We start from the raw sequence: 21,417 nt of genomic DNA on the forward strand, positions 1-21,417 counted from the left end.
CGTTCGACGGTATTGCCGCCGAGCACCACGTCGGTGAACACGCAGGCGGGCCATGACGTCGGTGAAGGCGGGGGCATCTTCGGCAGCCGGTTGCAGACGCCCCGCCGGTCACCGTACTTCTCCGGCAGATGGACCCACTGCGCATCTGTTGACGGCACATCCGGACCAACGACCGGCGGATCCGAACAAGACTACCTAGTAGTCGATGTTGAGAGCAGAGATGAGTCCGCTCGGGCCCACGGCACTTCCGGCGCCGGCGGTGCGGGAAGTGGGGTGGGTGAGGGCTGCCTTGTGCCCGGGGCTGTTGAACCAGGTCTTCATCATCTCCTCCGGTGTGGCGAGGGGGATGCTGGGGGACCAGTAGAGGACTTCGTAGCCGCAGTGCTCGCTGGGGCCGGGCTGTCGGGCGGCGTTCTTGTCCGCGCATGCCTGGGCGGCTTGCACCTGTTGGGCATTTTCCTTGACGTCGGGTAGTCCCAGCGCGCGGCGACGTTCATTGAGCAAGGTGATCAGCCGGGATGTCAGTGACGGAGCGGTCGGGGTCGTCTTGACGGTCGGCTTCGGGGCTGAGGAGCGCGTGGGCGGCGTTGTCTGCCTCGTGGGCTTTACACCGGTCGGCGGCGGACTGGTAGCCGGCGGGGACGACGGCGAGGCCGTGGATTCGGCTGTGGCTGACCTCGTGGGGGATGCGCTCGGCGACGGCGTCGAGGTACCGTGAGCTGGAAGCCGCGAAACTGATCCGCACCCGCCGCGGCGCAGGCACCCGGGTCGCGACACCCCCGTCCGAACCACCCCGCCCCGCCCCGGACCAACTCGCCACACTGGCCCGGGACTTCACCTCAGCTGCCCGCGCGCTGGGCGCCGACACCGAAGCCATCCTGACCGCCGTCCGCGAGGCCCTGGACTGACGATGGCCGGCCCCGCACCCGTCGGGGCAACGGGGTCGACGGCAAGGTCCACGAGCGGCCGGCGATCCTCTCCGGTCGGAAACACGGACGGGGGCCGGAACTGGGCCACCCGATTCACCTGCGGGCGGCTCACCCGGCTCGGGGTCTACGGCGTGCCGTGCCTGCGCCGCGAACACCGGGCGATGCTCCAGAACGACCGGCCGGTAGCCGAGCTCGCAGCGATCCGGGCCAGGGGCCCGGCCACCGGCGTCCAGGTGACGATCGCCAGCAGCGGCGGGGAGGGGTGTGCGGCGATGAAGACGTCCGGATGTGGACCGATGCTGAGAACGGCGGTGCCGCCTTCGGGAAGCGGAAGCCGCGCCGTCGCCTCGGCATCGAGGTCCGCCTCCCCCGTGCCGAGGCTGCCCTCCCGGTCACCGCCGGGCAGCACGACCAGGTGCGGGGAGCCGGTGCCGTGCAGCCGGACGGCATGCGCGACGGGGCGCCTGGCCCCGACAGCCTCGGCCAGAACAGGCAGCCACCGAGCGCCGTCGGGCGGCACCGGCTCCGTCCAGACCGTCACCGTGCCCCCGCAGGTCAGGCCGACGTCGAACGGTCCGCTGTCGGGGCCGGCGGGACCGTAGCGGCGCGGGACGGGGCGGCCGTCGCCCAGCACCTCCTGCGCGGTCGCGGCGACGTCGGAGTCGACGCAGCCGCCGCTGATCGCGCCGAGCACCGTGCCCTCGCCGTCGACGGCCATCGCCGTGCCCACCGGCAACGGCGTGCTGCCGGCCGCGTCGACGAGGGTGGCCAGGGCGAACGGCCGGGACTCGCGCCACCACTGCGCCAGCTGCGGCAGTATGTCGCGCACGGCGTCACCCCACCAGCTTGTCGGGGGTGATGGGCAGGTCGGTGATCCGCTTGCCGGTGGCGTGGTGAACGGCGTTGGCGATGGCCGCGGCGACGCCGACCGAGACCACCTCGCCCATGCCCTTGCTGCCGTGCGGGTACGCGATGGTGTCGGGCTCGTCGATGAACAGGACCTCGATGTCGGGGACATCGGCGTTGACCGGGATGTGGTAGTCGGTGAGCGCGGGGTCGATGAACCGGCCGGAGACCGGATCCGGCGTCAGCTTCTCCATCAGCGCCCAGCCCATGCCGAACACGATGCCGCCCTGGGCCTGGTTCCTGGCCGCCTTGTGGTTGGTGATCCGGCCGACGTCGAAGACCGCCACGTGCCGGGTGACACGGACCCTCGGCAGGTCCGGGGCGAGCCGCGCCTCGGTGAAGTGCGCGCCGAAGGTGGTCACGGAGTGGGAGGTCCGGGGGGGGTAACTCGCCTCGGCCAGCACCGGCTTGGCGCCGTGGCGGGCCAGCAGGGCACGGTACGTCTCCCCTCGCTTGGTGTCGCCCCGGTGGAACAGCCTCCCGTCGGCCGCCTCGACCTCGCCATCCGCCAGCCCGTACAAGGGCGAGTCCGGGTCGGTGACGGCCATCCGCACCGCGGCCTTGCGTGCCTTCTCCGTGGCGAGGTGGACGGCGGAGCCGGTGTAGCCCGTGGTGCGCGAGCCTGCGTTGCCCGCGGTCCTGGGCAGGTTGGTGTCGCCCGCGCGGACGGACACGCTGCGGTGGTTCCGGTTACATCTGTCACTTCGACTGGTCTCGTGGCCGCGCCGCCCCTCGTTCTGGGCGATCTCAAGTGAGGGTCCACTTCTGGTTGGCCTGGCCGTTGCAGGTCCACAGAATCAGCCTGGTGCCGTTGGCGGTCGCCGCGCCGGAGGCGTCCAGGCACAGGCCCGAGAGGTGGTTGGTGATGGTGCCGTCCGAGTTGACCCTCCACTTCTGGTTGGTGGCTCCTGTGCAGTCCCGGATGATGACCTTGTTGCCGTTGGTGTCGGCGTCGAGGCACTTGTGGCCGTAGACGACGAATTCACCGCGCGCGGTCTGCTGGAAGGTCTGGTTGCGCCCACCGGAGCAGTCCCAGATCTGGGCCTGGGTGGCGTTGATGTAGGTGTTCTTCTCGATGTCCGCACAGCGGTTGGAGGCGGAGCCGACGAGGGCGGCGCCATCGGTGCCGGGGATGCCCTGGACGTGAAGGGCGTCGATGTCGGGTGCGGTGCTGCCGGAGACCGCGGCGAACTTCACGGTGTTCGCGCCCTTGGCCAGGTGCGCGAGCACGGAGACGATCCGTTGGGTGGTGGCGGAGCCGGTCGACGGGAAGGCCACGACGTACTTGTACTGGCCGTTCACCTGGATGGTGGCCTTGCGGGAGGTGCTGCCGCCGTTGGCGTAGGTGATGTCGACGAGCTTGGTGCCCGCCGCGGAGGCGGTGACGTTGCTGAACGTCGGAGTGGTGGCGGTGGTGGCGTCCTCGTACGTCGAGCCGGACGCCTCCGTACCGGAGACGGTCAGCAGCACCGCGTCGTTCGCCGGGACGGAGATGGTGTAGCCGGTGGCGAACGATCCGGCGTCGGTGCGGGTCCAGGCGTTGCGCACGGTGGCGGAGGCCGGGGTCAAGCCGAGGTCGGCCCAGCGGACGGTGATGTTCGCGGCGGAGCCGGTGCGGTTGAACAGCATCACCGCGCGCTTGCCGGTGCCGGAGAGCACCTTGCCGTACACCTGCAGGCCCCGGGTGTCCTCGGCGACCTTGACGCCCTGCAGGCCGCGCGGGTCCTGGTTGACGGCGAGGACCTCTGGATTGGTGAGGATGTCGCGGGTCTCCGTGCTCATGGTGGCGACGTTGTTGCCGGCCAGCAGCGGGCCGCCGGCGATCGACCACAGGCTCATGTGCAGCCGGTTGCGGGCGGCGGTCATACCGTTCAGGCCGACCATCAGCATGTCGGGGTCGTTGTAGTACCCGGTGTGCTGGGCCGCCGGCTGCAGGGCCTCGTCGACGTTGTGGTACATCTTGGCCAGACCCGGGGTCTCCTGGTACTGCAGGACGTCTTGGCTGGTGCGCCACAGGTCGCCGTATCCCGGCGCCCAGTTCCACGGCAGTCCGGTGCCCCACTCGCAGAACGACAGCGCCAGCTTGCGGCCGGTCACGGCCGAGGCGGCCTCGTTCGCGGCGGCGATCTGCTGGTACGTCGTCTCCTGGTCCAAGCCCTCCCTCTGGCCACCGCACCAGTCGATCTTCACGTAGTCGAAACCCCAACGCTGGAAGGTCTCCAGGTCCTGCTGGTAGTGACCCTCCATACCGGCGTTGGGCGCCGCCGGCCGGGTGGTGGGGTAGTAATAGCCGCAGCCGTGCTTGCCCGCGTCGGTGTAGATGCCGGCCTTGAGGCCCTTGCTGTGGATGTAGTCGGCGATGGCCTTCATCCCGCCGGGCCACAGGTGCTCGTCGACGACGACGCTGCCGTTCGCGTCACGTTGGCCCTGCCACCAGCCGTCGTCGAGGTTGACGTACTTGTAGCCGGCCGCTGCCATCCCTGAGGAGACCAGGGCATCGGCCTGCTGCTTGATCACGTTGGAATCGATGCTGCTGAAGAAGGTGTTCCAGGACGCCCAGCCCATCGGCGGCGGAGTGACGCCTATCTGATGGGTGCTCACGGCAGCCGGTTCGGCGGACAGGGGCGCCGAAGGCTCCGGCCGGTCGAGTGTGGCCAGGCCCGCGACGGCGAGTACGGCGGCGAGCACCTGGACGGTGATGCGTCGGGGCCAACTTCGGGCGGCGGTGCGGGACATGCGGTTCTCCCGGGGGAGGAAGGGGGGAAGGAACGCTGACTTACGGCGTGAGCAGGGCGAGATGGACGGCGTTGGCCATCGCCTGATAGCCGACGTCGTTGGGGTGCAGGTGGTCGCCGCTGTCGTAGGCGGGGTTGAGGGACTGCGGCTCGTTGGGGTCCGCCATTGTCGTGGCGAAGTCGAAGACGCCGTCCACGCTGGTGTTGTGGCGGATCCAATTGTTGACGTCCAGGCGGATCTGCTCGCCGGTAGGGTTCTTGACCTTAGTAATGTTCCAGTAACTCCACTTCCACCTACCCCCGTCCGCGGCTGGGTCTGGGGTCTTGAAGGGCAAGATCGTGCCGACGAAGATCTTCACGCCGGCGGCGTGGGCTTGGTCGATCACGCTTTGGATGCCGTCCTCAAGGTTCTCTGCGGTCAGAGGCTGTCCGTCCTTGTTGATGTAGCTGCCGATGTCGTTGATGCCCTCCAGCAGGATCGCGTCTTTGACGTTGGGCTGGCCGAGCACGTCGTGGGCGAATCGGGTCTGGAGGCTGGGGTTGTTGCCGTTGACGGTTGTCAGTACGCGGTTGGAGCCGATGCCGGCGTCCACGACGCCGAGGGTGGGGCCGCCGGGGGCGGAGTTCATGCGCCGGGCGAGGTAGTCGGGCCAGCGACGGTTGGTGCCCGAAGTGGAACCGACGCCGTCGGTGATGGAGTCCCCGACGCACACCAGCGTTCCGGTGGCGGTCGAGGAGATGACGTCCAGGCCTTCGAGGAAGTACCAGGACCACTTCTTTGTCGGGTAGTTGCCGAGGCCGTCTTCGGTGACGTGGTTGCCGGCGGTGGAGACCCAGGCATCCTGCTGTGCCTCTGCGTGCCAGGTGGTGCCGGCGGGCGTGCCCGGCAGGTGGAGGCTCACGAGCTGGCCTGTGTCCGCGGCGACGTCCATCGGGATCGGATCGCTGGCGACGTCCTGCCCCTTGGGGATGGTGACGGAGGCGTTGCCGTTGAAGGTGACGGTGTGGTGGGTGCCGGGGACGGCGGCGCCGGGGTTGCTGCCTTCCTGGGCGAGGTCGACAGCGTCGATGGTCAGCGGTCCGGTGCCGTAGCGATTGCTCAGTCGGACGCGGAGCTTGGACCCTGCGACAGTGGTGTGTGCGACCATGCGGATGCTCTGGTTGGTGAAGGAGGGTCCGTTGGACATCAGGCCGGCGGTGTAGGTGCCGACCCGTGTGAGCGGGGCGGGGGCCGGGGTGAGGGTCCAGTGCTGGTTGGCGCCGCCGTTGGACGGCCACTGGATGATCTCGTTGCCTTCTTTGTCCAACGACTGCTTGTTGTCGGCGAGCAGGCCGTTGGCGGCGTTGGCAAGGGTGTAGGTGCCGTCAGCGACGGGCTTAATGTTCCATTGCTGGTTGCCGGAGCCGTTGCAGGTGTTCTGGACGAGCTGCGGAGTTTCCTGCGGGTCGAGCGGGGTGTCCAGACACAGGCCGCTGTTGGCGCTCCTGAGGGTGTAGGCGCCGGAGCTGGTCCGGGTCAGCAACCATTGCTGGTTGGCCCCGTTGTTCGACGGCCACTGGACGACGGGTGCGCCGGGGGCGGTCGAGCCGTATTTGACGTCCATCAGCTTGTCGCTCGCGGCGTTCGTCAGGGTGTAGATGGTGCCGGAGGCGGGGGCTGCCGAGGCCGCATGGGCCGTAGCGCCAGTCACGGTCAGGGCGCAGGCCGCAAGGCTCAGGCCGACCGGGACCGCGAGATGTCTGGCTATTCGCATGAGAACCTCTTCCTTGAGTCTTTGCGTGATGAAGGGAGCCGGCGCGGGGCGTCCGAGGTTCGCGGGCTTTTCGAAGCGGTGGTGCGGCTCGGTGCGCGGTGGTCGGTATCGCGTTCGCGGGGGCTGGTGCGAATTGCCGGCCACACGAACCGCGGCGCGGTCTTCGCGTCGCGCTTGGAGTGCAACAGGAGGGAAGCGGTGGTACGCCGCCGCGGGGATTTCCGCCAGCTGGTCTTCCACTTCTGGTTGTCGCCGCCCAGCACAGGTCGTAGACCTGGACGGGGACTTGGTCGTGGCCGAGCTCGGGAACGTCGAGGCAGCCGTTGCTTCTTGTACGCCGCGTAGATGACCGGGAACGCCCTCTTCGGCACCGGGTCGGACGCCTTGGAGCCGAAGGCGACGGGCTTCGGGTCACTCGCCGTGCCGCTGACGCCGTAGGCACTCAGCAAGGGATGCTCGCGCCGATCGCAACCGCCTCGCCCAGCCCCCCGCAACAGCGCGCGGCGATCGGGGCCGGGAGAGGAAAGGCCGGAGGAAGAAAGTTGCATGACGACTCCTGGGGCAGAGCAGCGAGCCCCTGGGTTGCAGGAAGGTCACAAAGTCGATCAGGAGCGAACGAGAACAAACGGCGGGCTTTATGAGATCCGTCCGGCCTGCCGAACGTCAAGAGTCGCGCAACAGCTTTTCCTGACCCCTACGAAAACCGCTAACCTGGGGAAATCGCTTTCTCTGGGCGCTCGTTGACGGATCCCCGCAGGCGGAGGACGCGGGTGCGCTCCCAAGGCTTGACTCGGCCTGCCTTGCGCATCGAGCGAGCAACCGTGAGATACACCCGGAGTCTTGACTCGGACTCATCCCCCGCGTCGGCGCTCAGTGGGCCCCGTGCGACTGGGCGGCTCACCAGGCTTTCGCGGCGGTCATCAGGTGTTCGCGTACGGGTGTCACGTGCGGGTTGGGGGAGGTGCCCGGGCGTGGGACAGACTCCATGAGGGCGTTGTCGTACGCGTCGCCGACCGAGCCGATAGAGGCCGCGATCTGGGCCGCATCGAGGTGTTCGGCCAGGCGGAACGACGGGTATTGCGACCCGCGTCGGAGTGGTGAACCAGCTCGCCAGGCACGGGTGGGCGGCCCTGAATACGGTCGGCGAGCCCGAGTGGGTCGCCACGGAGCGTCTGGCCCGGCCTCCTCAATGCGGCAGGCTTCGGCGTACCGCAGACAAGAAGGCGCGCGATCCTGCTCGCTTCCCGGGTCCGAACGGCCGAACCACCCTTGCCCACCCACGCCCAGGTCGCCGAGCCCGAGTCGCTGTTCGGGCCGGGCCGCGCCAGGTGGGTGTCCATGGCCGAGGCCCTCGGCTGGTGCAGCACCGACCGATCCCGACCCGACCGTGTGCGCCGGCGGAGGCCCTGAGCCCCTCCCCTCCGGCTCCCGTCAGACACTCGCCAACGCCCGGGAGCGGGGCCTGTGGCGACCGCAACGGCCCGCCGCAGACGGGGTGCTCGAACCGCAGACTCGTGGATCAGGTTGGACATCGAGACACGGACCCCCTCCCCCACACCCCAGATGCCCCTGCCCCCGCCTTCACCAGTAGGGCCACGCACTGGAAGTGGTCACTGCACAGCAACAACCAGGCCAACGCCACCGTCCACCGCGCGGACGAGCCCGCAGGCACGCTCTTCTTCGGGCACCTCGCCAACGAGTGCACCTGGATCGCCGAACCCGTCGGCACCCTGCTGCCGAACGGGCCAGAGGCTGCGCCGGAGCCGATCCGGATCACCACCCGCGAGGCCGGCATCCTCAAGACCTTGCCCGCCGACTACCCATGGCAGGGCAACAAGGGCCAGCAGTTCCCCCAGATCGGCAACGCCGTACCCCCGCTGCTCGCCGGGCATCTCCTCGCCCCGCACCTCCGCGTCGCCCTCAACCCCGACGACTCAACCCTCGCCTCCTGATGCCCCGCACCCCCAACGAGGACCATTGAGGGCCTCGCCTGTCGGTGACGGTGAGGTTCGCGAGCAGTCGCGGGGAGCGGCCGCCGCGGGGCCCGGACCGGGGTCGGCTCGGGCCCCGCGTCGGGCGGTGTGCACAACCGCGTCGGCCCAGGAGGATCAAGCGGTGTCCCGCTTGAACTGCTGGTTGGTGCCGGTTCCGCACTTGAACTGGATGAGGCGGGCGTTGTTGGCGGCGGAGCCCTTCTGGACGTCCAGGCAAAGTCCGCTGTGCCGGGCTACCAGGCGGTAGTATCCGTTGCCCTGGTCCTCGAACTTCCATTGCTGGTTCTGGCCGCTGCCGCAGTTGTACTGGTTCACGAAGGCCATGTCGGTGAAACCATCCTCGACGGCCAGGCACTTGCCGCTGTGCTGGGCGAGGATGCGGTAGTAGCCGCTGCCGGCGTTCTCCAGACGCCACTGCTGGTTGAGGCCACTGTTGCAGTCGAATTGGACGACGTGGGCGTTGTCGGCGGCGGAGTTGTCCTTGACGTCGACGCACTTGTCGCTGTGCCGGGCCACGAGGTTGTAGTCGGTGCCGCCACCCACGCCCTTGACAGTCCCCGCGGCCGTGTCGATTTCGACCTGGGGGTACCAGGGCAGGTTCATGGTGGTCTTGTTCGGGAAGGTCAGCGGCAGCCAGACATACTTCGAGTCGTTGACCTTTTTGGGGTCCCAGCTGACGCCGGCCCAGTCGTCGCCCATGAAGAGGTACGAGGTGGTGTTGCCCGAGGAGTCCTGCACCGGCTGGACGTAGGTGGCCTGGGAGCCGTAGCCGTATTGGTTACCGACATCCTTCATCGCCGACCAACCACTGCTGAGGCTATAGGAGGTTGCGTACTGCTGCTGGTTGGAATTCCAGTAACTGGATCCCGAGGTCAGCATGAAGTAGACACCGTCCCGCTTGAACAGCGCGGGGGCCTCCCGGCTCTTGCCCGCCCAGGGGTTGGCGACCTCCTTTTCGTAGCCGGTGTAGTCGGCGTTGAGCTGGAAAATGCGCAGGTCCTTACCTCCCTCGGTGGCCGTGACCTGGTACGCGATGCCTGTGTCCTCGTCCTTGTACAGCGTCTGGTCGCGGGACCCGGTCTCCTCGCCGTTGAGCTTCTTCGGCCGGAAGCTGCCGAGATAGGTGTATGGACCATCGACCGTGTCGGAAGTGGCGACCGCGGCGCGACTCTGGGAGTAGTCCGTGGCCGGCGGGTAGCCTGGGCCGTATGAAAGGCCGTTCTCTTTGTGCATCCACATGACGTACTTCTTCGTGGTGTCGTTGTAGATGACCTTGGGCCGCTCGATGTTGGCGATCTCCAAATCGGGATCGCTCTTCTGGTTCAGGGCATCGCCTACCCACTCCCACGTCTTCAGGTTGGACGATTTGTAGACGGAGACGGCCTTGAAGGTGTTGTCGTCGTTGCGGTTCTCGCCGAACAAGTAGTAATAGGAGCCGACCTTGATCATCCCGCCGCCGTGGGCGTCGACGGGATCACCGTTGGTCCCGGTGAAATCCATTGGATTGGTGGGCAAAGTGACCGGGGCGGCATGGGCGGGCGGCCCGACCACTAGTAGTGCGAGCACGCTGGCGCAGGCGGCCAGCAATGGCGTGAGAACACGTCTGAGCATCATTGCTCCTTCGTGAACGGGAGGGCGGCTTCAGTAAGGCGAGCCGAACCCGCCCTCGGGCGGCTCTTGGTCCCATTCGCCGATCTGTGCTGGGCTTGATCGGGAGTGAGGGTTGACCCCACCCTGGTCAGGGGCTGACATGATGTGCGGGGTGGGGCCAAGATCGAGGGATTGGAAAGTGGGGTGCGTCCGCTGTCGGCCTTCGGCCGAGTCCCGTTCAGCGGACTTCCCCGAGGTGTTCGACGGCAGCCCGGCAGGAGTCTGGCGAGGCCGTCGTCATCGCAGTCGGCAACGCCGTCATCGCCCCCCCGCCCCGTCGGCGGCTGCTGGTGAGGGACGGATGGGGTTCGTCGGCTGCGAGAGGGGCTCAGGAGAAACGAGGGACGCAGTCCGGGCAGACCGAGAGCGCCCGGTCGGGGGCGCTCGACCGCTGGATGAGGCCCACGGAAATGGGGGCGTCCGTCCAGCGGTTGCACCTGCAGCACAGGTCGGCAGTCGACTGTCCGGAGTCTCCTGCTCTTGATCGGGATGGGTGTCGTGGGGCGTGGGCGTTCGTGCTAGGGAGGGACATCTGCCGCTCCGGGAGAGGGAAGGCCGGAGGAAGAAAGTTGCATGAACGACTCCTGGGGAAGAGCAGCGGTCATCGGTATCCAGACCGCATGGCACATGGTCGATCAGAAGCAAACGAGATCGAACAGTGCCCCATCAGAGCCGTTCGGCCCACCGAACGTCAAGAGGTGCGCATCCCCTTTTTGTGACCCCTACGAAAACCGATGACCTGGCGAAATCGCTTTCCCTGGGCGCCAGTTGAAGGGTTCTCGCAGGCCGACGCGATGGGCGCGCTCCCATGGCGCGAAGACCTTCGTCCAACCCCCAGCCAAGTCTCAGTGGAGCCCTGACGTTCCGGCACCTGGCACCGCTTGGGTCATTTCACGCCGAGCCGCAAGTGCGGTAGCCCCACTCCAGACAGGGACGTCAGCATCACGGCAGCATGGCCGAAACGCTCCAGCATGACCGACGGTTACGACATCCCCCTCGGTCGCGTCCTGGCCGACGCAAACTGCCGACTCCCCGCTGCCGGCCCCAACCCTCTGAAGGGCGTTGGGTCGCTGCCAAACGCGATCACTGTGCATCTCGACGCCGGATACGACTCCGCCAGGTCCCGCATCCTGCTCCATGAGCGTGGCCTCACCGGCCAGATCGCCCACAAGGGCGACAAGGCGCGCTCCACGTGCCAGCCGCCGCTGGCAGCCGCATGGGCCGTAGCGCCAGTCACGGTCAGGGCGCAGGCCGCAAGGCGTTCCGCCACAACACCAGCGTGGACGGCGTCTTCGACTTCGCCACGACAATGGCGGACCCCAACGACCCTCAGCAGCTCAACCCCGCCTACGACAGCGGCGACCACCTGCACCCCAACGACGCCGGCTATCAGGCGATGGCCAACGCCGTGGACCTCGCCCTGCTCACGACCGCGGCCCCAGCCTTGCCACAGCGAAGTGACCCCTCGCCACCCTCAGGGAACAACCGGTGATCTTGGTACCAACTATCCCTCTTTTGTGCCAACTAAAAAGCTTAAGGACCTTGACTATTAACCCCATCAAGAGGCGGAGCCGAGGAGGAAGCTTAAAGATCAAGCCTAGTCACAAGCAGGCTAACGCCGGACCCGCGGCATCCCCAGACCGATCCACGAGATGATTTCGCGCTGGATCTCGTTGTTTCCGCCGCCGAATGTGAAGATCACCGCCGATCGGTAGCCGCGTTCCAGTTCGCCGTGCAGGACCGCGCCGGCGGAACCCTCCTTGAGAACACCGGGTGCGGCGACAATCTCCATGAGCCAGGCGTAGGCGTCGCGGCGTGCCTCGGAGCCGTACACCTTGACGGCGGAGGCGTCCTGCGGAGCGAGGGTGCCTTCCTGGACGGCGTTCACCATCTGCCAGTTGAGGAGCTTCATGGCGTCGAGCCTGGTGTGGGTCTGGGCCAGGCGGCGGCGGACCCACGGGAGGTCGACGACGCGGCGGCCGTCGGCGAGCTTGGTCTCCATGGCCCAGCGCTGGACGTCGTGCAGGGCGCGGATCGCCATGGTGCCGTGGGCGGCGAGTGTGACGCGCTCGTGGTTGAGCTGGTTGGTGATCAGCCGCCAGCCCTTGTTCTCCTCGCCGACCCGGCGCGCCACGGGAACGCGGATGTTCTCGTAGTAGCTCGCGGTGGTGTCGTGCGAGGCGAGGGTGTTGATGATCGTGCACGAGTAGCCGGGGTCGGAGGTCGGCACCAGCAACATGGTGATGCCCTTGTGGGGCGGGGCGTCCGGGTCGGTGCGCACGGCGAGCCACACCCAGTCGGCGGTGTCGCCGTTCGTCGTCCAGATCTTCTGCCCGTTCACGACGTACTCGTCGCCGTCCCGTACCGCCTTGGTCTTGAGCGCGGCCAGGTCCGTGCCCGCGTCGGGCTCGCTGTAGCCGATCGCGAAGTCGATCTCGCCGGAGAGGATCTTCGGCAGGAAGTACGCCTTCTGCTCCTCCGTGCCGAACTGCATGATCGTGGGACCGACGGTGTTCAGCGCCATCAGCGGCAGCGGCACCCCCGCCTGGGCCGCCTCGTCGAAGAAGATGAACTGCTCCATGGGGCTCAGCCCGCGCCCGCCGTACTCCTTGGGCCAGCCCACGCCGAGCCAGCCGTCGCCGCCGAGGCGGCGGATGGTCTCTCGGTAGAAGCGCTTCTGCGCGGCCGCGTCCGCGTAGCGGGCGTAGGCGTTGTCCGGCACCAACCGGGCGAAGTAGCCGCGTAGTTCGGTGCGCAACCGCTGCTGCTCCGGCGTGTATTCGAGATGCACGGCGCCTCCTGGGTCCCCAAGGCCGACCTGACGGCACACCGTAGAACGTGTTTCAGAAATTGGGAATGGCGATGCGCGTTCCACGACCGGTCCCGGACATCCCCGTGCACTCTCCTCAGCGCAGGGTGGCGAGGAAGTCCGTGCACGCCTGGGCGCATTCGCGGCAGGCCTTCGCGCCGTCCTCCGCGCCTGCGTACCCGTCGAAGGCCTGCGCGCACTCCAGGCAGACAGCGCGGCACCACTCCAGCTGAGCGCGGATGCCGTTCTCGTCCTGACGGATCTGTTCGGACAGTACGAGGCAGGTCGCGTCGCACACCTCCGCGCACATGACGCCCTTGCGGCGCAGGAGTTCCTGTTCCCGCGGCCCGTCCGGATCCATCACGCTCGCGCGCAGCGCGCACGCCCGCGCGCACTCGGTGCACGCCTGGGCGCAGGCGAAGCGGTCCTCCAGGAACCGGATGGACTCCCGCTCGGATTGCCGGTGTCGCTGGGATTGCTCGGATGTCGTCGATGTCACAACGCGCGGGTAGCCGGGGAGAATCGCGTCAAACCCGGAGCGCCACAGGGGCGTTGCCTACGCGCCCGACGCCTCCGCCACCTCTCGCGAGATCCGCTCGAACTGCGCCCCCATCTCCTCGGAGAGCGCCTGGGCGGCCGTCAGCGGACGGACCATGACCATGAAGTCGTCGATCCTGCCGTCCTCGTCGAAGTGCAGGAAGTCGCAGCCGTTGATCTCCTTGTCGCCCACCTTCGCCTCGAAGAGCAGCGCGTGGTCCCTGCCGTCGGCACCGGCGATCTCGCGGACGTACCGGAAGTCGGTGAAGACGCGGGAGACACCGCGCAGGATGGCCGCGGTGATCGCCTTGCCCGGGTAGGGCTTGAAGGCGACGGGGCTGGTGAACACGACGTCGTCGGCCAGCATCTCCTCGATCGCGCCGAAGTCGCCCGCCTCCACGGCCTTGCGGAAGGAATGCATCACGCCCACCTCCGGTACTCAACTAATTGATTAGGTGCGGATCAGATTAGTCGCGGGGGTGTGTGCCGTCTAGCCTTGGGGCATGGCATTGCGCAACGCGGTCCTGGCCGCGCTTCTGGAGGGCGAGGCGTCGGGGTACGACCTGGCCAAGGGGTTCGACGCGTCGGTGGCCAACTTCTGGATGGCGACTCCGCAGCAGTTGTATCGCGAGCTGGACCGGATGGAGTCCGAGGGGCTCATCGAGGCCCGGCTCGTCCAACAGGAACGCCGGCCGAACAAGCGGGTGTTCTCCCTGACGGAGGCGGGTCACGACGCCCTGCGCGCGTTCACCGCCGAGCCGTCGAAACCCACGGCCATCCGCGACGAGTTGATGGTCAAGGTCTATGCCGTCGACGAGGGGGACGAGGAGGCCGTACGGGCGGCGATCACCGAGCGACTGGATTGGGCTCGCGGCAAGCTGGCCCACTACGACCGGATCCGCGCCCGGCTCCTCGACGGACGCACCGAGGACGAGTACCTGGCCGGGGCCGAGCGCGTCGGCCCGTACCTCACGCTGATGGGGGGCCGCGCCTACGAGCGGGAGAACATCCGTTGGGCCGTGCAGGCCCTGCGGATCCTGGAGCAGCGCGCCTCCGTACCGCGATAGTTCCGCCCTTCTGGGCTCCGCGAGTGTCGCTCCCCCCTCGGAGTCCATTGGAAATCCTATACCTGCAAACGGATTCCCTATTGGTCACCTATGTCCGACCCGCATACCGTCGAGGACATCGCCGCCCTGACGATCTGAGCGCGAAACGTCAGGGCGTTCGACGGCCCACGCCCGTTCACGGAGGCGTAGGGCCAAGACCACTCCCCCAGGTCCGTCAGGGCCCGCACCCTCGGAGAGACACACCATGTCGAAGATCCTTTTCGTGATGACCGGCGTCGACTACTGGACGCTCGCCGACGGCACCCGGCACCCGACCGGCTTCTGGGCCGAGGAGGCCGTCGCCCCGCACGAGGCCTTCAAGGCCGCCGGCCACGAGGTCGTCGTCGCCACGCCGGGCGGCGTCGTGCCGACCGTGGACAGGGGCAGCCTGGCGCCCGAGGTGAACGGCGGTCAGGAAGGCGCCGACCGGGTCGCGAACGCCCTCGCCTCGATGGTCGAACTCCAGCAGCCGATCAAGCTGGAGGACGTGGACCTGGACGACTACGCGGCCGTCTTCTACCCCGGCGGCCACGGCCCCATGGAGGACCTCGCGGTCAACGCCGACTCGGGCCGGCTCCTCACCCTCGCGCTCGACTCGGGCAAGCCGCTCGGCGTGGTGTGCCACGCCCCGGCCGCGCTGCTCGCCGCCACCCGCGAGGACGGCGGCAACGCCTTCGCGGGCTACCGGGTCTCCGCCTTCACCAACGCCGAGGAGACCCAGGCAGGTCTCGCCGACAAGGCCAAGTGGCTGCTCCAGGACCGGCTGGTCGAGGCAGGCGTCGACTTCCAGGAGGGCGAGCCGTGGGCGCCCAAGGTGGTCGTCGACCGCAACCTGGTCACCGGCCAGAACCCGTCCTCCTCCGCCCCGCTCGCGGCCGAGCTGCTCGAGAAGCTGGGCTGACGCCCATGGCCGCCGACCGGCTCGACGAAGTCCTCGACGCCGCCTACGACTGCCTCACCCGGTACGGCGTACGGCGCACGACGATGGACGACATCGCCTCCACCATGGGCGTGTCCCGGTCAGCGGTCTACCAGTACGTCCGTAGCAAGGACGACGCCTTCCGCCGCCTCGCCGGACGCCTGCACGAGCAGGCGCTCGACCGGGCCCGGCAGGCGGCCGGCGAGGACGCCCCGCCCGCCGAACGCGTACGGGGCGTCCTCGCCGCCAAGCTCGGCCTGGTGCTGCAGCTGGCCGGCGACTCCCCGCACACGGCCGAACTCCTCGACGAGAAGGCCCGGTTGTTCGGCGACATCTGCCACACCTTCACCGGCGACCTGCGCCGCCTCCTGATCGCTCTCTTCGCCGAGGCGGACCCCCGGGCCGGCGTCGAGCCCGCGGAAGCCGCCGACATCTGCCTGGCCCTGGCCGTCGGCCTGGAGTCCGCGCCCGACGGCAGGCATTTGCTCGCCCCGGCGACGGACGCGCTGCTGACCGGGTTGCTGGGCCCCGCCTCGATCTAGCCGGGTCCGACTCGGTCCGGTTCGATCCAGGTACGGGATCAGTTCCGCCGTGGGGCCGTGGCGGACCAGCCTGCGGTCCTCCAGCAGGTGCACGGTGTCGGTGTCGGCGGCGATCAGATGGAGTTCGTGGCTGACCGGCGCGACGGCCATGTCCCGTTCGGCGCACAGGCGTTGGAGTTCAATCGGTGTCCTTCACCGCCCGCGCCACCGCCGTTCCGGCACCGGCCCCGGCCTGACCGCGCGGTGGCGCCGTCGTCCCGCGGACTTCCAGGGCCGGGGCAGTGAGGACGACCTCGCCCGGGCGGGCGGGGTCCTCGATCCGGTCGAGCAGGCGCTGGGCGGCGCGGCGGCCGACGTCGTGGCTGGCGTTGTCCACGGTGGTGAGCCACAGGTGCCGCAGGCGTGAGAGGTACGTGTTGTCGTAGCCGACGAGGGAGAGATCGCGCGGCACCTGGAGACCGAGTTCCTCGGCGGCCGACAGGGCGCCGACACAGGCGATGTCATTGAACGCGAAGACGGCGGTGGGCCGTTCGGAGGCGCTGAGCCGTCGGACCGTGGCGCGGTAGCCGCCCTCCTCGGTCAGGTCGCCCTGCTCCACTATCGCCGCTTCGGCCAGTCCGTGCTCGCGCATGACCGCCTCGAAGCCGCGGCGGCGCAGCTCACCGACCACGCCCTGGCCCGCGATGTGGGCGATACGCCGGTGGCCCAGGCCGATGAGGTGCTCGGTGGCGAGGCGGGCGCCGTGCTCGTCGTCGCCCGCGACGATGTCCACGCCGGGCAGCACGGGCTCCCGGGCGCCGGCGACCACGGTGGGAATCTGCCCGGCCGCCGTACGCAGCGCCTCGGAGACCGGCAGCGTGCCGACGGCGATCAGCCCGTCGACCCCCAGGTCCATGAAGGTACGGGTGAGGTCTTCGCCGAGGCGCCGGTTGAGGTGGCCGTCGGCGAGCAGCATATGCAGACCGTAGTCGTGCAGCCGGGAGTTCAGACCGTCGAGCAGCTCCACGAACCAGGGGTTGCGCATGTCGTTGAGGAGCACTCCGACCGTGCGGGTGCGCCGCTCGCTGAGGCTGCGCGCGGCGGCGTTGGGCCGGTAGCCGAGCTCCTCGACGGCGGCCAGCACGGCCTGTCGCTTCTCGTCACGGACCTGGTCGGAGCCGCGCAGTACGAGGGAAACCAGCGACTTCGACACTCCGGCCCGTTCGGCGACGTCGCGAATCGTCGGTGCTCTCATACTCTGGACCGTTCCATATGGCGGGTGAGCTTGTCAAAGGCCTTGACACCTCACACAACGGCGTTCAGGGTGGGCCGAGAACTTGTTGGACCGGTCCAAAGAGAGGCAGTCATGGTGCGTACGCTCGGCGTTGCCGTCGTGGGGTTCGGCTGGATGGGGCGGGTGCACACCCAGGCGTACGCCCGCGTGCCGCACCACTTCCCGCAGCTCCCCCTGCGACCCGAACTGCTCGCCGTCGCCGACGAGGTGCCCGGCCGCGCCGAGAAGGCCGCGGCCCAGTACGGCTTCGCCACCGCGGCCCGGGATTGGCGTGAGGTCGCCGCCGACCCGCGCGTCCAGGCGGTGAGCATCGCCGCCCCGAACTTCCTGCACCGCGAGATCGGCACAGCGATGGCCGAGGCCGGCAAGCACATCTGGATCGAGAAGCCGGTGGGCCTGACCGCCGAGGACGCCTGCGCGGTGTCGGACGCGGTGGCCAAGGCCGGGGTCCAGGGCACGGTCGGCTTCAACTACCGCAACGCGCCCGCCGTCGCCGCCGCCCGCGAACTGATCGCCTCCGGCGAGCTCGGCACCGTCACCCATGCCCGCATCCGGCTGTTCAGCGACTACGCGGCGCATCCGGAGTCCGCGCTGACCTGGCGCTATGAGCGAGAGCGGGGCGGCAGCGGCGTCCTGGGCGACCTGGCATCGCACGGCGTCGATCTGGCGCGCTTCCTGCTCGGCGAGATCGAGGCGCTGACCGCGGACACCGCGATCTTCCTGCCGGAGCGGGCCCGCCCGACGGGAGCGACCGCCGGCCATACGCGCGCGGCGGGCGGTGAACTGGGCCCGGTGGAGAACGAGGACTACGTCAACTGCCTGCTGCGCTTCGCCTCCGGCGCGCGGGGCGTGCTGGAGGCCTGCCGCGTCTCCGTCGGCGAACAGAACAACTACGGCCTCGAGGTGCACGGCACGAAGGGCGCGGTGTTCTGGGACTTCCGGCGGATGGGCGAACTGGGGGTCAGCCGGGGTTCGTCGTACCAGGATCAGCCCGTGAGCACCGTGTACGTCGGCCCAGGGGACGGAGAGTACGCCGCGTTCCAGCCGGGCTCGGCGAACGGCATGGGCTATGACGACCTCAAGGTCATCGAGGCCCAAAATTTCCTGCGGTCCATTGCTGACAACACCCCGTACGGCGCGACGGTGGTTGACGCGGTTCACAGCGCGGCCGCGCTGGATGCCATGTCACGCTCCGCCGAGCGGGGATCGTGGGTGTCACCGGCCTGAGCGACGCCGGGATCCGACGGTCGGATCGATCCGATCAACGGCGCCCGCCGGCTCACCAGCGCCGAGCCGGCGTCTCGGGTGGAACGCGACAGCCCGAAGGGTGCTGATCACGTACCACGCGGCCACCGCAGAGCGCAGCTTCCGGGGCCGATCGCTCCGTGCCCTCCTCGGCCGGTGCGCAGCGTCCCCCGCAGTCGCCCGACTTTCTGTGATCGGCCGCGTTCCACGGCGTCTCCTGTGCGTAGGCATCCCAGGCACCGAGCGCGAAGGAACCACGTCAGTGACAGCCCAGATCAGTCGCCGGAACATGCTGAAGAAGGCCGGTGCCACCGCGGCCGAGGTGTCGGCGTCGCCGACACCGTCCACCGCCGGATCCGGCGCATCGGACTCCACCGCCGGTTCCACCGAGCCTGGCGCCGCCACCCCCTCCTCCGGCGCGAGCCCGCTCGGCGGGAAGAGCGGCGACCTGGCTGCCACCGGCTCCTCGGATCTCCCCGCCTGGACCGCCGCCACCGGAGTCGCCGCTCTCGCGGGCGGTCTGCTTCTGCTGCGCCGCCGCGGCCGGGCCCGTCGCGACGCCGAACAGTGACGAGCTGTCCGGTACCGGGCGTAGGACTGCGTGGACGCGAGTCCGTGCACGCACCGCCTCACGAGCGGACGAGCAGCTGGAACTCGAAGGCATACCGCGAGGCGCGGTAGATGTGGGTGCCGTACTCGACCGCGCGGCCGGTGTCGTCGTAGGCCGTGCGCCGCATGGTGAGCAGGGCGGCGCCCGCGGGTTCGTGCAGCCGCTCGGCCTCCTCCTGTGTGGCCGAGCGGGCGCCCACGGACTGGCGGGCGCTGTGCAGGGTGATGCCGGCAGCGCGCATCATGCGGTACAGGCCGGTCGACTCCAGTCGGGCGGTGTCGACGTCCAGCAGTCCCTCCGGGATGTAGTTGCACAGGGCCGCGACGGGCTGGCCATGGGTGAGGCGCAGTCGGTCCACGCGGTGCACGCCGCTGCCCTCGGCGATGCCCAGGGCCGCCGCGACCTCCGGGGAGGCGGGCTCGACCTCGTTGTGCAGCACCTGGGTCGTGGGGCTCTGTCCGGCGGTCTCCAAGTCGTCGTAGAGGCTGCTCAGTTCCAGTGGACGTTTGACCTGGCTGTGCACCACCTGGGTGCCCACGCCGCGGCGGCGGACCAGGAGCCCCTTGTCGACCAGGGTCTGGATGGCCTGGCGGACGGTGGGGCGGGACAGGCCGAGCCGCCCCGCGAGCTCGACCTCGTTGCCGAGCAGGCTCCCGGGGCTCAGCACGTCGCGCTGGATCGCGGACTCCAGCTGTTGAGCGAGCTGGTAGTAGAGCGGGACGGGGCTGCTCCGGTCGAGCGCGAAGTCGATGCCGGCGAGTGTGGCGGCGGCGCTCGCTCGTGTGGATCCGGCGGTCCGGTGAGTGGAAACCCTTGCCATCGCATCGTCCTGACGTTCGGTCCTGAAGGCGTCCGGTGCGGAAGGCTGCGGGTCCGTTCCCGCACCGGCCGCCGCTTGAGTCCGGAAGCGGCTCAGGAGTGGCTGGGGAAGCCGAGGTTGATGCCGCCGTCGGCCGGATCGGGCCAGCGGGTGGTGATCACCTTGCCCTGGGTGTAGAAGGCGATGCCGTCGTTGCCGTAGATGTGCAGGTCGCCGAAGAGGGAGTCCTTCCAGCCGCCGAAGGAGTGGTAGCCGACGGGCACCGGGATCGGCACGTTGATGCCGACCATGCCGGCCTGGACCTCCAGCTGGAAGCGGCGGGCGGCGCCGCCGTCCCGAGTGAAGATCGCGGTGCCGTTGCCCCAACGGGAGCTGTTGATGAGCTCGATGGCGTCGTCGTAGGTGTCGGCACGCACGACGCACAGGACCGGGCCGAAGATCTCGTCCCGGTACGCGTCCGCCGTCACCGGCACCTTGTCGAGCAGCGAGACGCCGAGGAAGAAGCCGTCCTCGTGGCCCGCTACCACGTAGCCGGTGCCGTCGACGACGACCTCGGCGCCCTGGGCCGCCGCGCTCGCCACGTACGAGGCCACCTTGTCGCGGTGCTCGCGGGTGATGAGCGGACCCATCTCGGAGGCGGGGTCATGGCCCGGTCCGATCTTCAGTCCCTTCGCGCGCTCGGCGATCTTGCCGACCAGCTCGTCGCCGGTGTCGCCGACCGCGACCACGACGGACACCGCCATGCACCGCTCACCGGCCGAGCCGTACGCGGCGTTGATGGCCTGGTCGGCGGCGAAGTCCAGGTCGGCGTCGGGCAGGACGAGCATGTGGTTCTTGGCGCCGCCGAGGGCCTGGACACGCTTGTCGTGCTCGACGCCCTTGAGCTGGATGTACTTGGCGATGGGCGTGGAGCCGACGAAGGAGACCGCGACGACGTCCGGGTGCTCCAGGAGGCGGTCCACGGCGACCTTGTCGCCCTGCACGATGTTCAGCACACCGTCCGGCAGCCCGGCCTCGGAGGCCAGCTCCGCCAGCCGGAAGGAGGCCGACGGGTCCTTCTCACTCGGCTTGAGCACGAAGGTGTTGCCGCAGGCGATGGCGAGCGGGAACATCCACATCGGCACCATGGCCGGGAAGTTGAACGGCGTGATGCCGGCGACGACGCCCAGCGGCCGGCGGATCGAGGCGACGTCCACCCGGGTCGAGACCTGCGTGGACAGCTCGCCCTTGAGCTTCTCGGAGATGCCGCAGGCCAGCTCGACGATCTCCATGCCGCGGGCGACCTCGCCGAGCGCGTCGGAGTGGACCTTGCCGTGCTCGGCGGTGATCAGCTCGGCGATCTCGTCGCGGTGGGCGTCCAACAGTTCGCGGTACTTGAACAGGATCGCCGTGCGCTTGGCGAGCGAGGTGCTCCCCCAGCTCTCGAAGCCGGCCTTCGCGGTGGCGACGGCGGTGTCCACCTCGTCGACCGAGGCGAAGCCGACCTGCTTCTCCTGGGCTCCGGTGGCCGGGTTGTAGACCGGGCCGAAGCGTCCGGAGGCGGACTCGACGGGCTTGCCGCCGATCCAGTGGGTGAGGGTCTTCATGG

20 protein-coding genes and 3 pseudogenes are annotated in these 21,417 nt (G+C 69.0%); 10 read left to right on the top strand and 13 right to left on the bottom strand.

Going from position 1 to position 21,417, the window contains the following annotated elements; translation table 11 throughout:
• Positions 1 to 195: 195 nt before the first annotated feature.
• The gene (locus tag OG390_RS05260; RefSeq protein WP_406165362.1) at positions 196 to 444 is read right to left on the bottom strand and encodes a CAP domain-containing protein; all 249 of its coding nucleotides are present in this window, start codon (positions 442 to 444) and stop codon (positions 196 to 198) included.
• Between the two features lie 52 nt (positions 445 to 496).
• Here OG390_RS05260 and OG390_RS05265 point away from each other — a divergent pair, with 52 nt between their 5' ends.
• The gene (locus OG390_RS05265; protein ID WP_406165364.1) at positions 497 to 718 is read left to right on the top strand and encodes a hypothetical protein; all 222 of its coding nucleotides are present in this window, start codon (positions 497 to 499) and stop codon (positions 716 to 718) included.
• The gene (locus OG390_RS05270) at positions 687 to 908 is read left to right on the top strand and encodes a hypothetical protein (RefSeq protein ID WP_406165366.1); all 222 of its coding nucleotides are present in this window, start codon (positions 687 to 689) and stop codon (positions 906 to 908) included. Before OG390_RS05265 ends, OG390_RS05270 begins: the two co-directional genes overlap by 32 nt.
• 145 nt (positions 909 to 1,053) lie before the next feature.
• Here the strand turns inward: OG390_RS05270 and OG390_RS05275 are convergent, their stop codons facing one another.
• From OG390_RS05275 to OG390_RS05295, 5 genes and pseudogenes are all read right to left on the bottom strand, one after another.
• Positions 1,054 to 1,758 (bottom strand): XdhC family protein, encoded by a 705-nt coding sequence (locus OG390_RS05275; protein WP_406165367.1) that lies wholly within the window; start codon positions 1,756 to 1,758, stop codon positions 1,054 to 1,056.
• 4 nt (positions 1,759 to 1,762) lie between these two features.
• Entirely contained in the window at positions 1,763 to 2,509 is a 747-nt protein-coding gene (locus OG390_RS05280; RefSeq protein ID WP_406165369.1) for a xanthine dehydrogenase family protein molybdopterin-binding subunit, read from the bottom strand.
• A 73-nt stretch (positions 2,510 to 2,582) separates the two neighbouring features.
• On the bottom strand, positions 2,583 to 4,571 hold the full coding sequence (locus OG390_RS05285; RefSeq protein WP_406165371.1) for a ricin-type beta-trefoil lectin domain protein: 1,989 nt from the start codon (positions 4,569 to 4,571) through the stop codon (positions 2,583 to 2,585).
• Positions 4,572 to 4,611: 40 nt separating this feature from the next.
• Complete coding sequence (locus OG390_RS05290; RefSeq protein WP_406165373.1) at positions 4,612 to 6,324, bottom strand: RICIN domain-containing protein; 1,713 nt, start codon at positions 6,322 to 6,324, stop codon at positions 4,612 to 4,614.
• Positions 6,325 to 7,299: 975 nt separating this feature from the next.
• Positions 7,300 to 7,454, bottom strand: a pseudogene (locus OG390_RS05295) (IS3 family transposase); the annotation flags it as partial.
• On the opposite strand from OG390_RS05295, the pseudogene OG390_RS05300 reads away from it, so the two are divergent.
• A pseudogene (locus OG390_RS05300) lies at positions 7,452 to 8,276 on the top strand (DNA cytosine methyltransferase); the annotation flags it as partial. The pseudogenes OG390_RS05295 and OG390_RS05300 sit on opposite strands and share 3 nt — an antisense overlap.
• A gap of 156 nt (positions 8,277 to 8,432) precedes the next feature.
• Here OG390_RS05300 and OG390_RS05305 read toward each other — a convergent pair.
• Positions 8,433 to 9,929, bottom strand: coding sequence for an RICIN domain-containing protein (locus tag OG390_RS05305; protein WP_406177506.1), 1,497 nt, complete (start codon positions 9,927 to 9,929; stop codon positions 8,433 to 8,435).
• Between the two features lie 998 nt (positions 9,930 to 10,927).
• Here OG390_RS05305 and OG390_RS05310 point away from each other — a divergent pair.
• A pseudogene (locus OG390_RS05310) lies at positions 10,928 to 11,152 on the top strand (IS5/IS1182 family transposase); the annotation flags it as partial.
• 8 nt (positions 11,153 to 11,160) lie between these two features.
• On the top strand, positions 11,161 to 11,460 hold the full coding sequence (locus tag OG390_RS05315) for an SGNH/GDSL hydrolase family protein (protein ID WP_406178354.1): 300 nt from the start codon (positions 11,161 to 11,163) through the stop codon (positions 11,458 to 11,460).
• A 120-nt stretch (positions 11,461 to 11,580) separates the two neighbouring features.
• On the opposite strand, the gene OG390_RS05320 is transcribed toward OG390_RS05315, so the two are convergent.
• The 3 genes from OG390_RS05320 to OG390_RS05330 all read right to left on the bottom strand — a co-directional run bounded on the left by OG390_RS05320 (position 11,581) and on the right by OG390_RS05330 (position 13,735).
• A complete protein-coding gene (locus tag OG390_RS05320) occupies positions 11,581 to 12,759 on the bottom strand; it encodes an acyl-CoA dehydrogenase family protein (protein WP_406165375.1) in 1,179 nt (392 codons plus the stop codon).
• 115 nt (positions 12,760 to 12,874) lie between these two features.
• Complete coding sequence (locus OG390_RS05325; RefSeq protein ID WP_406165376.1) at positions 12,875 to 13,276, bottom strand: ferredoxin; 402 nt, start codon at positions 13,274 to 13,276, stop codon at positions 12,875 to 12,877.
• Between the two features lie 57 nt (positions 13,277 to 13,333).
• The gene (locus tag OG390_RS05330) at positions 13,334 to 13,735 is read right to left on the bottom strand and encodes a nuclear transport factor 2 family protein (protein ID WP_406165378.1); all 402 of its coding nucleotides are present in this window, start codon (positions 13,733 to 13,735) and stop codon (positions 13,334 to 13,336) included.
• 82 nt (positions 13,736 to 13,817) lie between these two features.
• On the opposite strand from OG390_RS05330, the gene OG390_RS05335 reads away from it, so the two are divergent.
• The 3 genes from OG390_RS05335 to OG390_RS05345 all read left to right on the top strand — a co-directional run bounded on the left by OG390_RS05335 (position 13,818) and on the right by OG390_RS05345 (position 15,881).
• Positions 13,818 to 14,381 carry a PadR family transcriptional regulator gene (locus tag OG390_RS05335; protein WP_406165380.1) on the top strand — a complete coding sequence of 188 codons (564 nt, stop codon included), beginning with the start codon at positions 13,818 to 13,820 and terminating at the stop codon, positions 14,379 to 14,381.
• Positions 14,382 to 14,625: 244 nt separating this feature from the next.
• Positions 14,626 to 15,321, top strand: a complete 696-nt coding sequence (locus OG390_RS05340) for a type 1 glutamine amidotransferase domain-containing protein (protein WP_406165382.1) — start codon at positions 14,626 to 14,628, stop codon at positions 15,319 to 15,321.
• A gap of 5 nt (positions 15,322 to 15,326) precedes the next feature.
• Positions 15,327 to 15,881 carry a TetR/AcrR family transcriptional regulator gene (locus OG390_RS05345; protein WP_406165384.1) on the top strand — a complete coding sequence of 185 codons (555 nt, stop codon included), beginning with the start codon at positions 15,327 to 15,329 and terminating at the stop codon, positions 15,879 to 15,881.
• Positions 15,882 to 16,059: 178 nt separating this feature from the next.
• On the opposite strand, the gene OG390_RS05350 is transcribed toward OG390_RS05345, so the two are convergent.
• Positions 16,060 to 17,115, bottom strand: a complete 1,056-nt coding sequence (locus tag OG390_RS05350; RefSeq protein WP_406165385.1) for a LacI family DNA-binding transcriptional regulator — start codon at positions 17,113 to 17,115, stop codon at positions 16,060 to 16,062.
• A 111-nt stretch (positions 17,116 to 17,226) separates the two neighbouring features.
• Between OG390_RS05350 and OG390_RS05355 the strand changes: the two genes are divergently transcribed.
• Together OG390_RS05355 and OG390_RS05360 are read left to right on the top strand one after the other, a co-directional pair.
• Positions 17,227 to 18,381 carry a Gfo/Idh/MocA family protein gene (locus tag OG390_RS05355; RefSeq protein ID WP_406165387.1) on the top strand — a complete coding sequence of 385 codons (1,155 nt, stop codon included), beginning with the start codon at positions 17,227 to 17,229 and terminating at the stop codon, positions 18,379 to 18,381.
• Positions 18,382 to 18,661: 280 nt separating this feature from the next.
• Complete coding sequence (locus tag OG390_RS05360) at positions 18,662 to 18,970, top strand: LPXTG cell wall anchor domain-containing protein (protein WP_406165389.1); 309 nt, start codon at positions 18,662 to 18,664, stop codon at positions 18,968 to 18,970.
• A gap of 58 nt (positions 18,971 to 19,028) precedes the next feature.
• On the opposite strand, the gene OG390_RS05365 is transcribed toward OG390_RS05360, so the two are convergent.
• Together OG390_RS05365 and OG390_RS05370 are read right to left on the bottom strand one after the other, a co-directional pair.
• Entirely contained in the window at positions 19,029 to 19,829 is an 801-nt protein-coding gene (locus OG390_RS05365) for a GntR family transcriptional regulator (protein WP_406165391.1), read from the bottom strand.
• 92 nt (positions 19,830 to 19,921) lie between these two features.
• Positions 19,922 to 21,415 carry a CoA-acylating methylmalonate-semialdehyde dehydrogenase gene (locus tag OG390_RS05370; RefSeq protein ID WP_406165393.1) on the bottom strand — a complete coding sequence of 498 codons (1,494 nt, stop codon included), beginning with the start codon at positions 21,413 to 21,415 and terminating at the stop codon, positions 19,922 to 19,924.
• Between the last annotated feature and the right edge of the window lie 2 nt (positions 21,416 to 21,417).

It is taken from the genome of Streptomyces sp. NBC_00996, assembly GCF_045162675.1.
GTDB lineage: Bacteria > Actinomycetota > Actinomycetes > Streptomycetales > Streptomycetaceae > Streptomyces.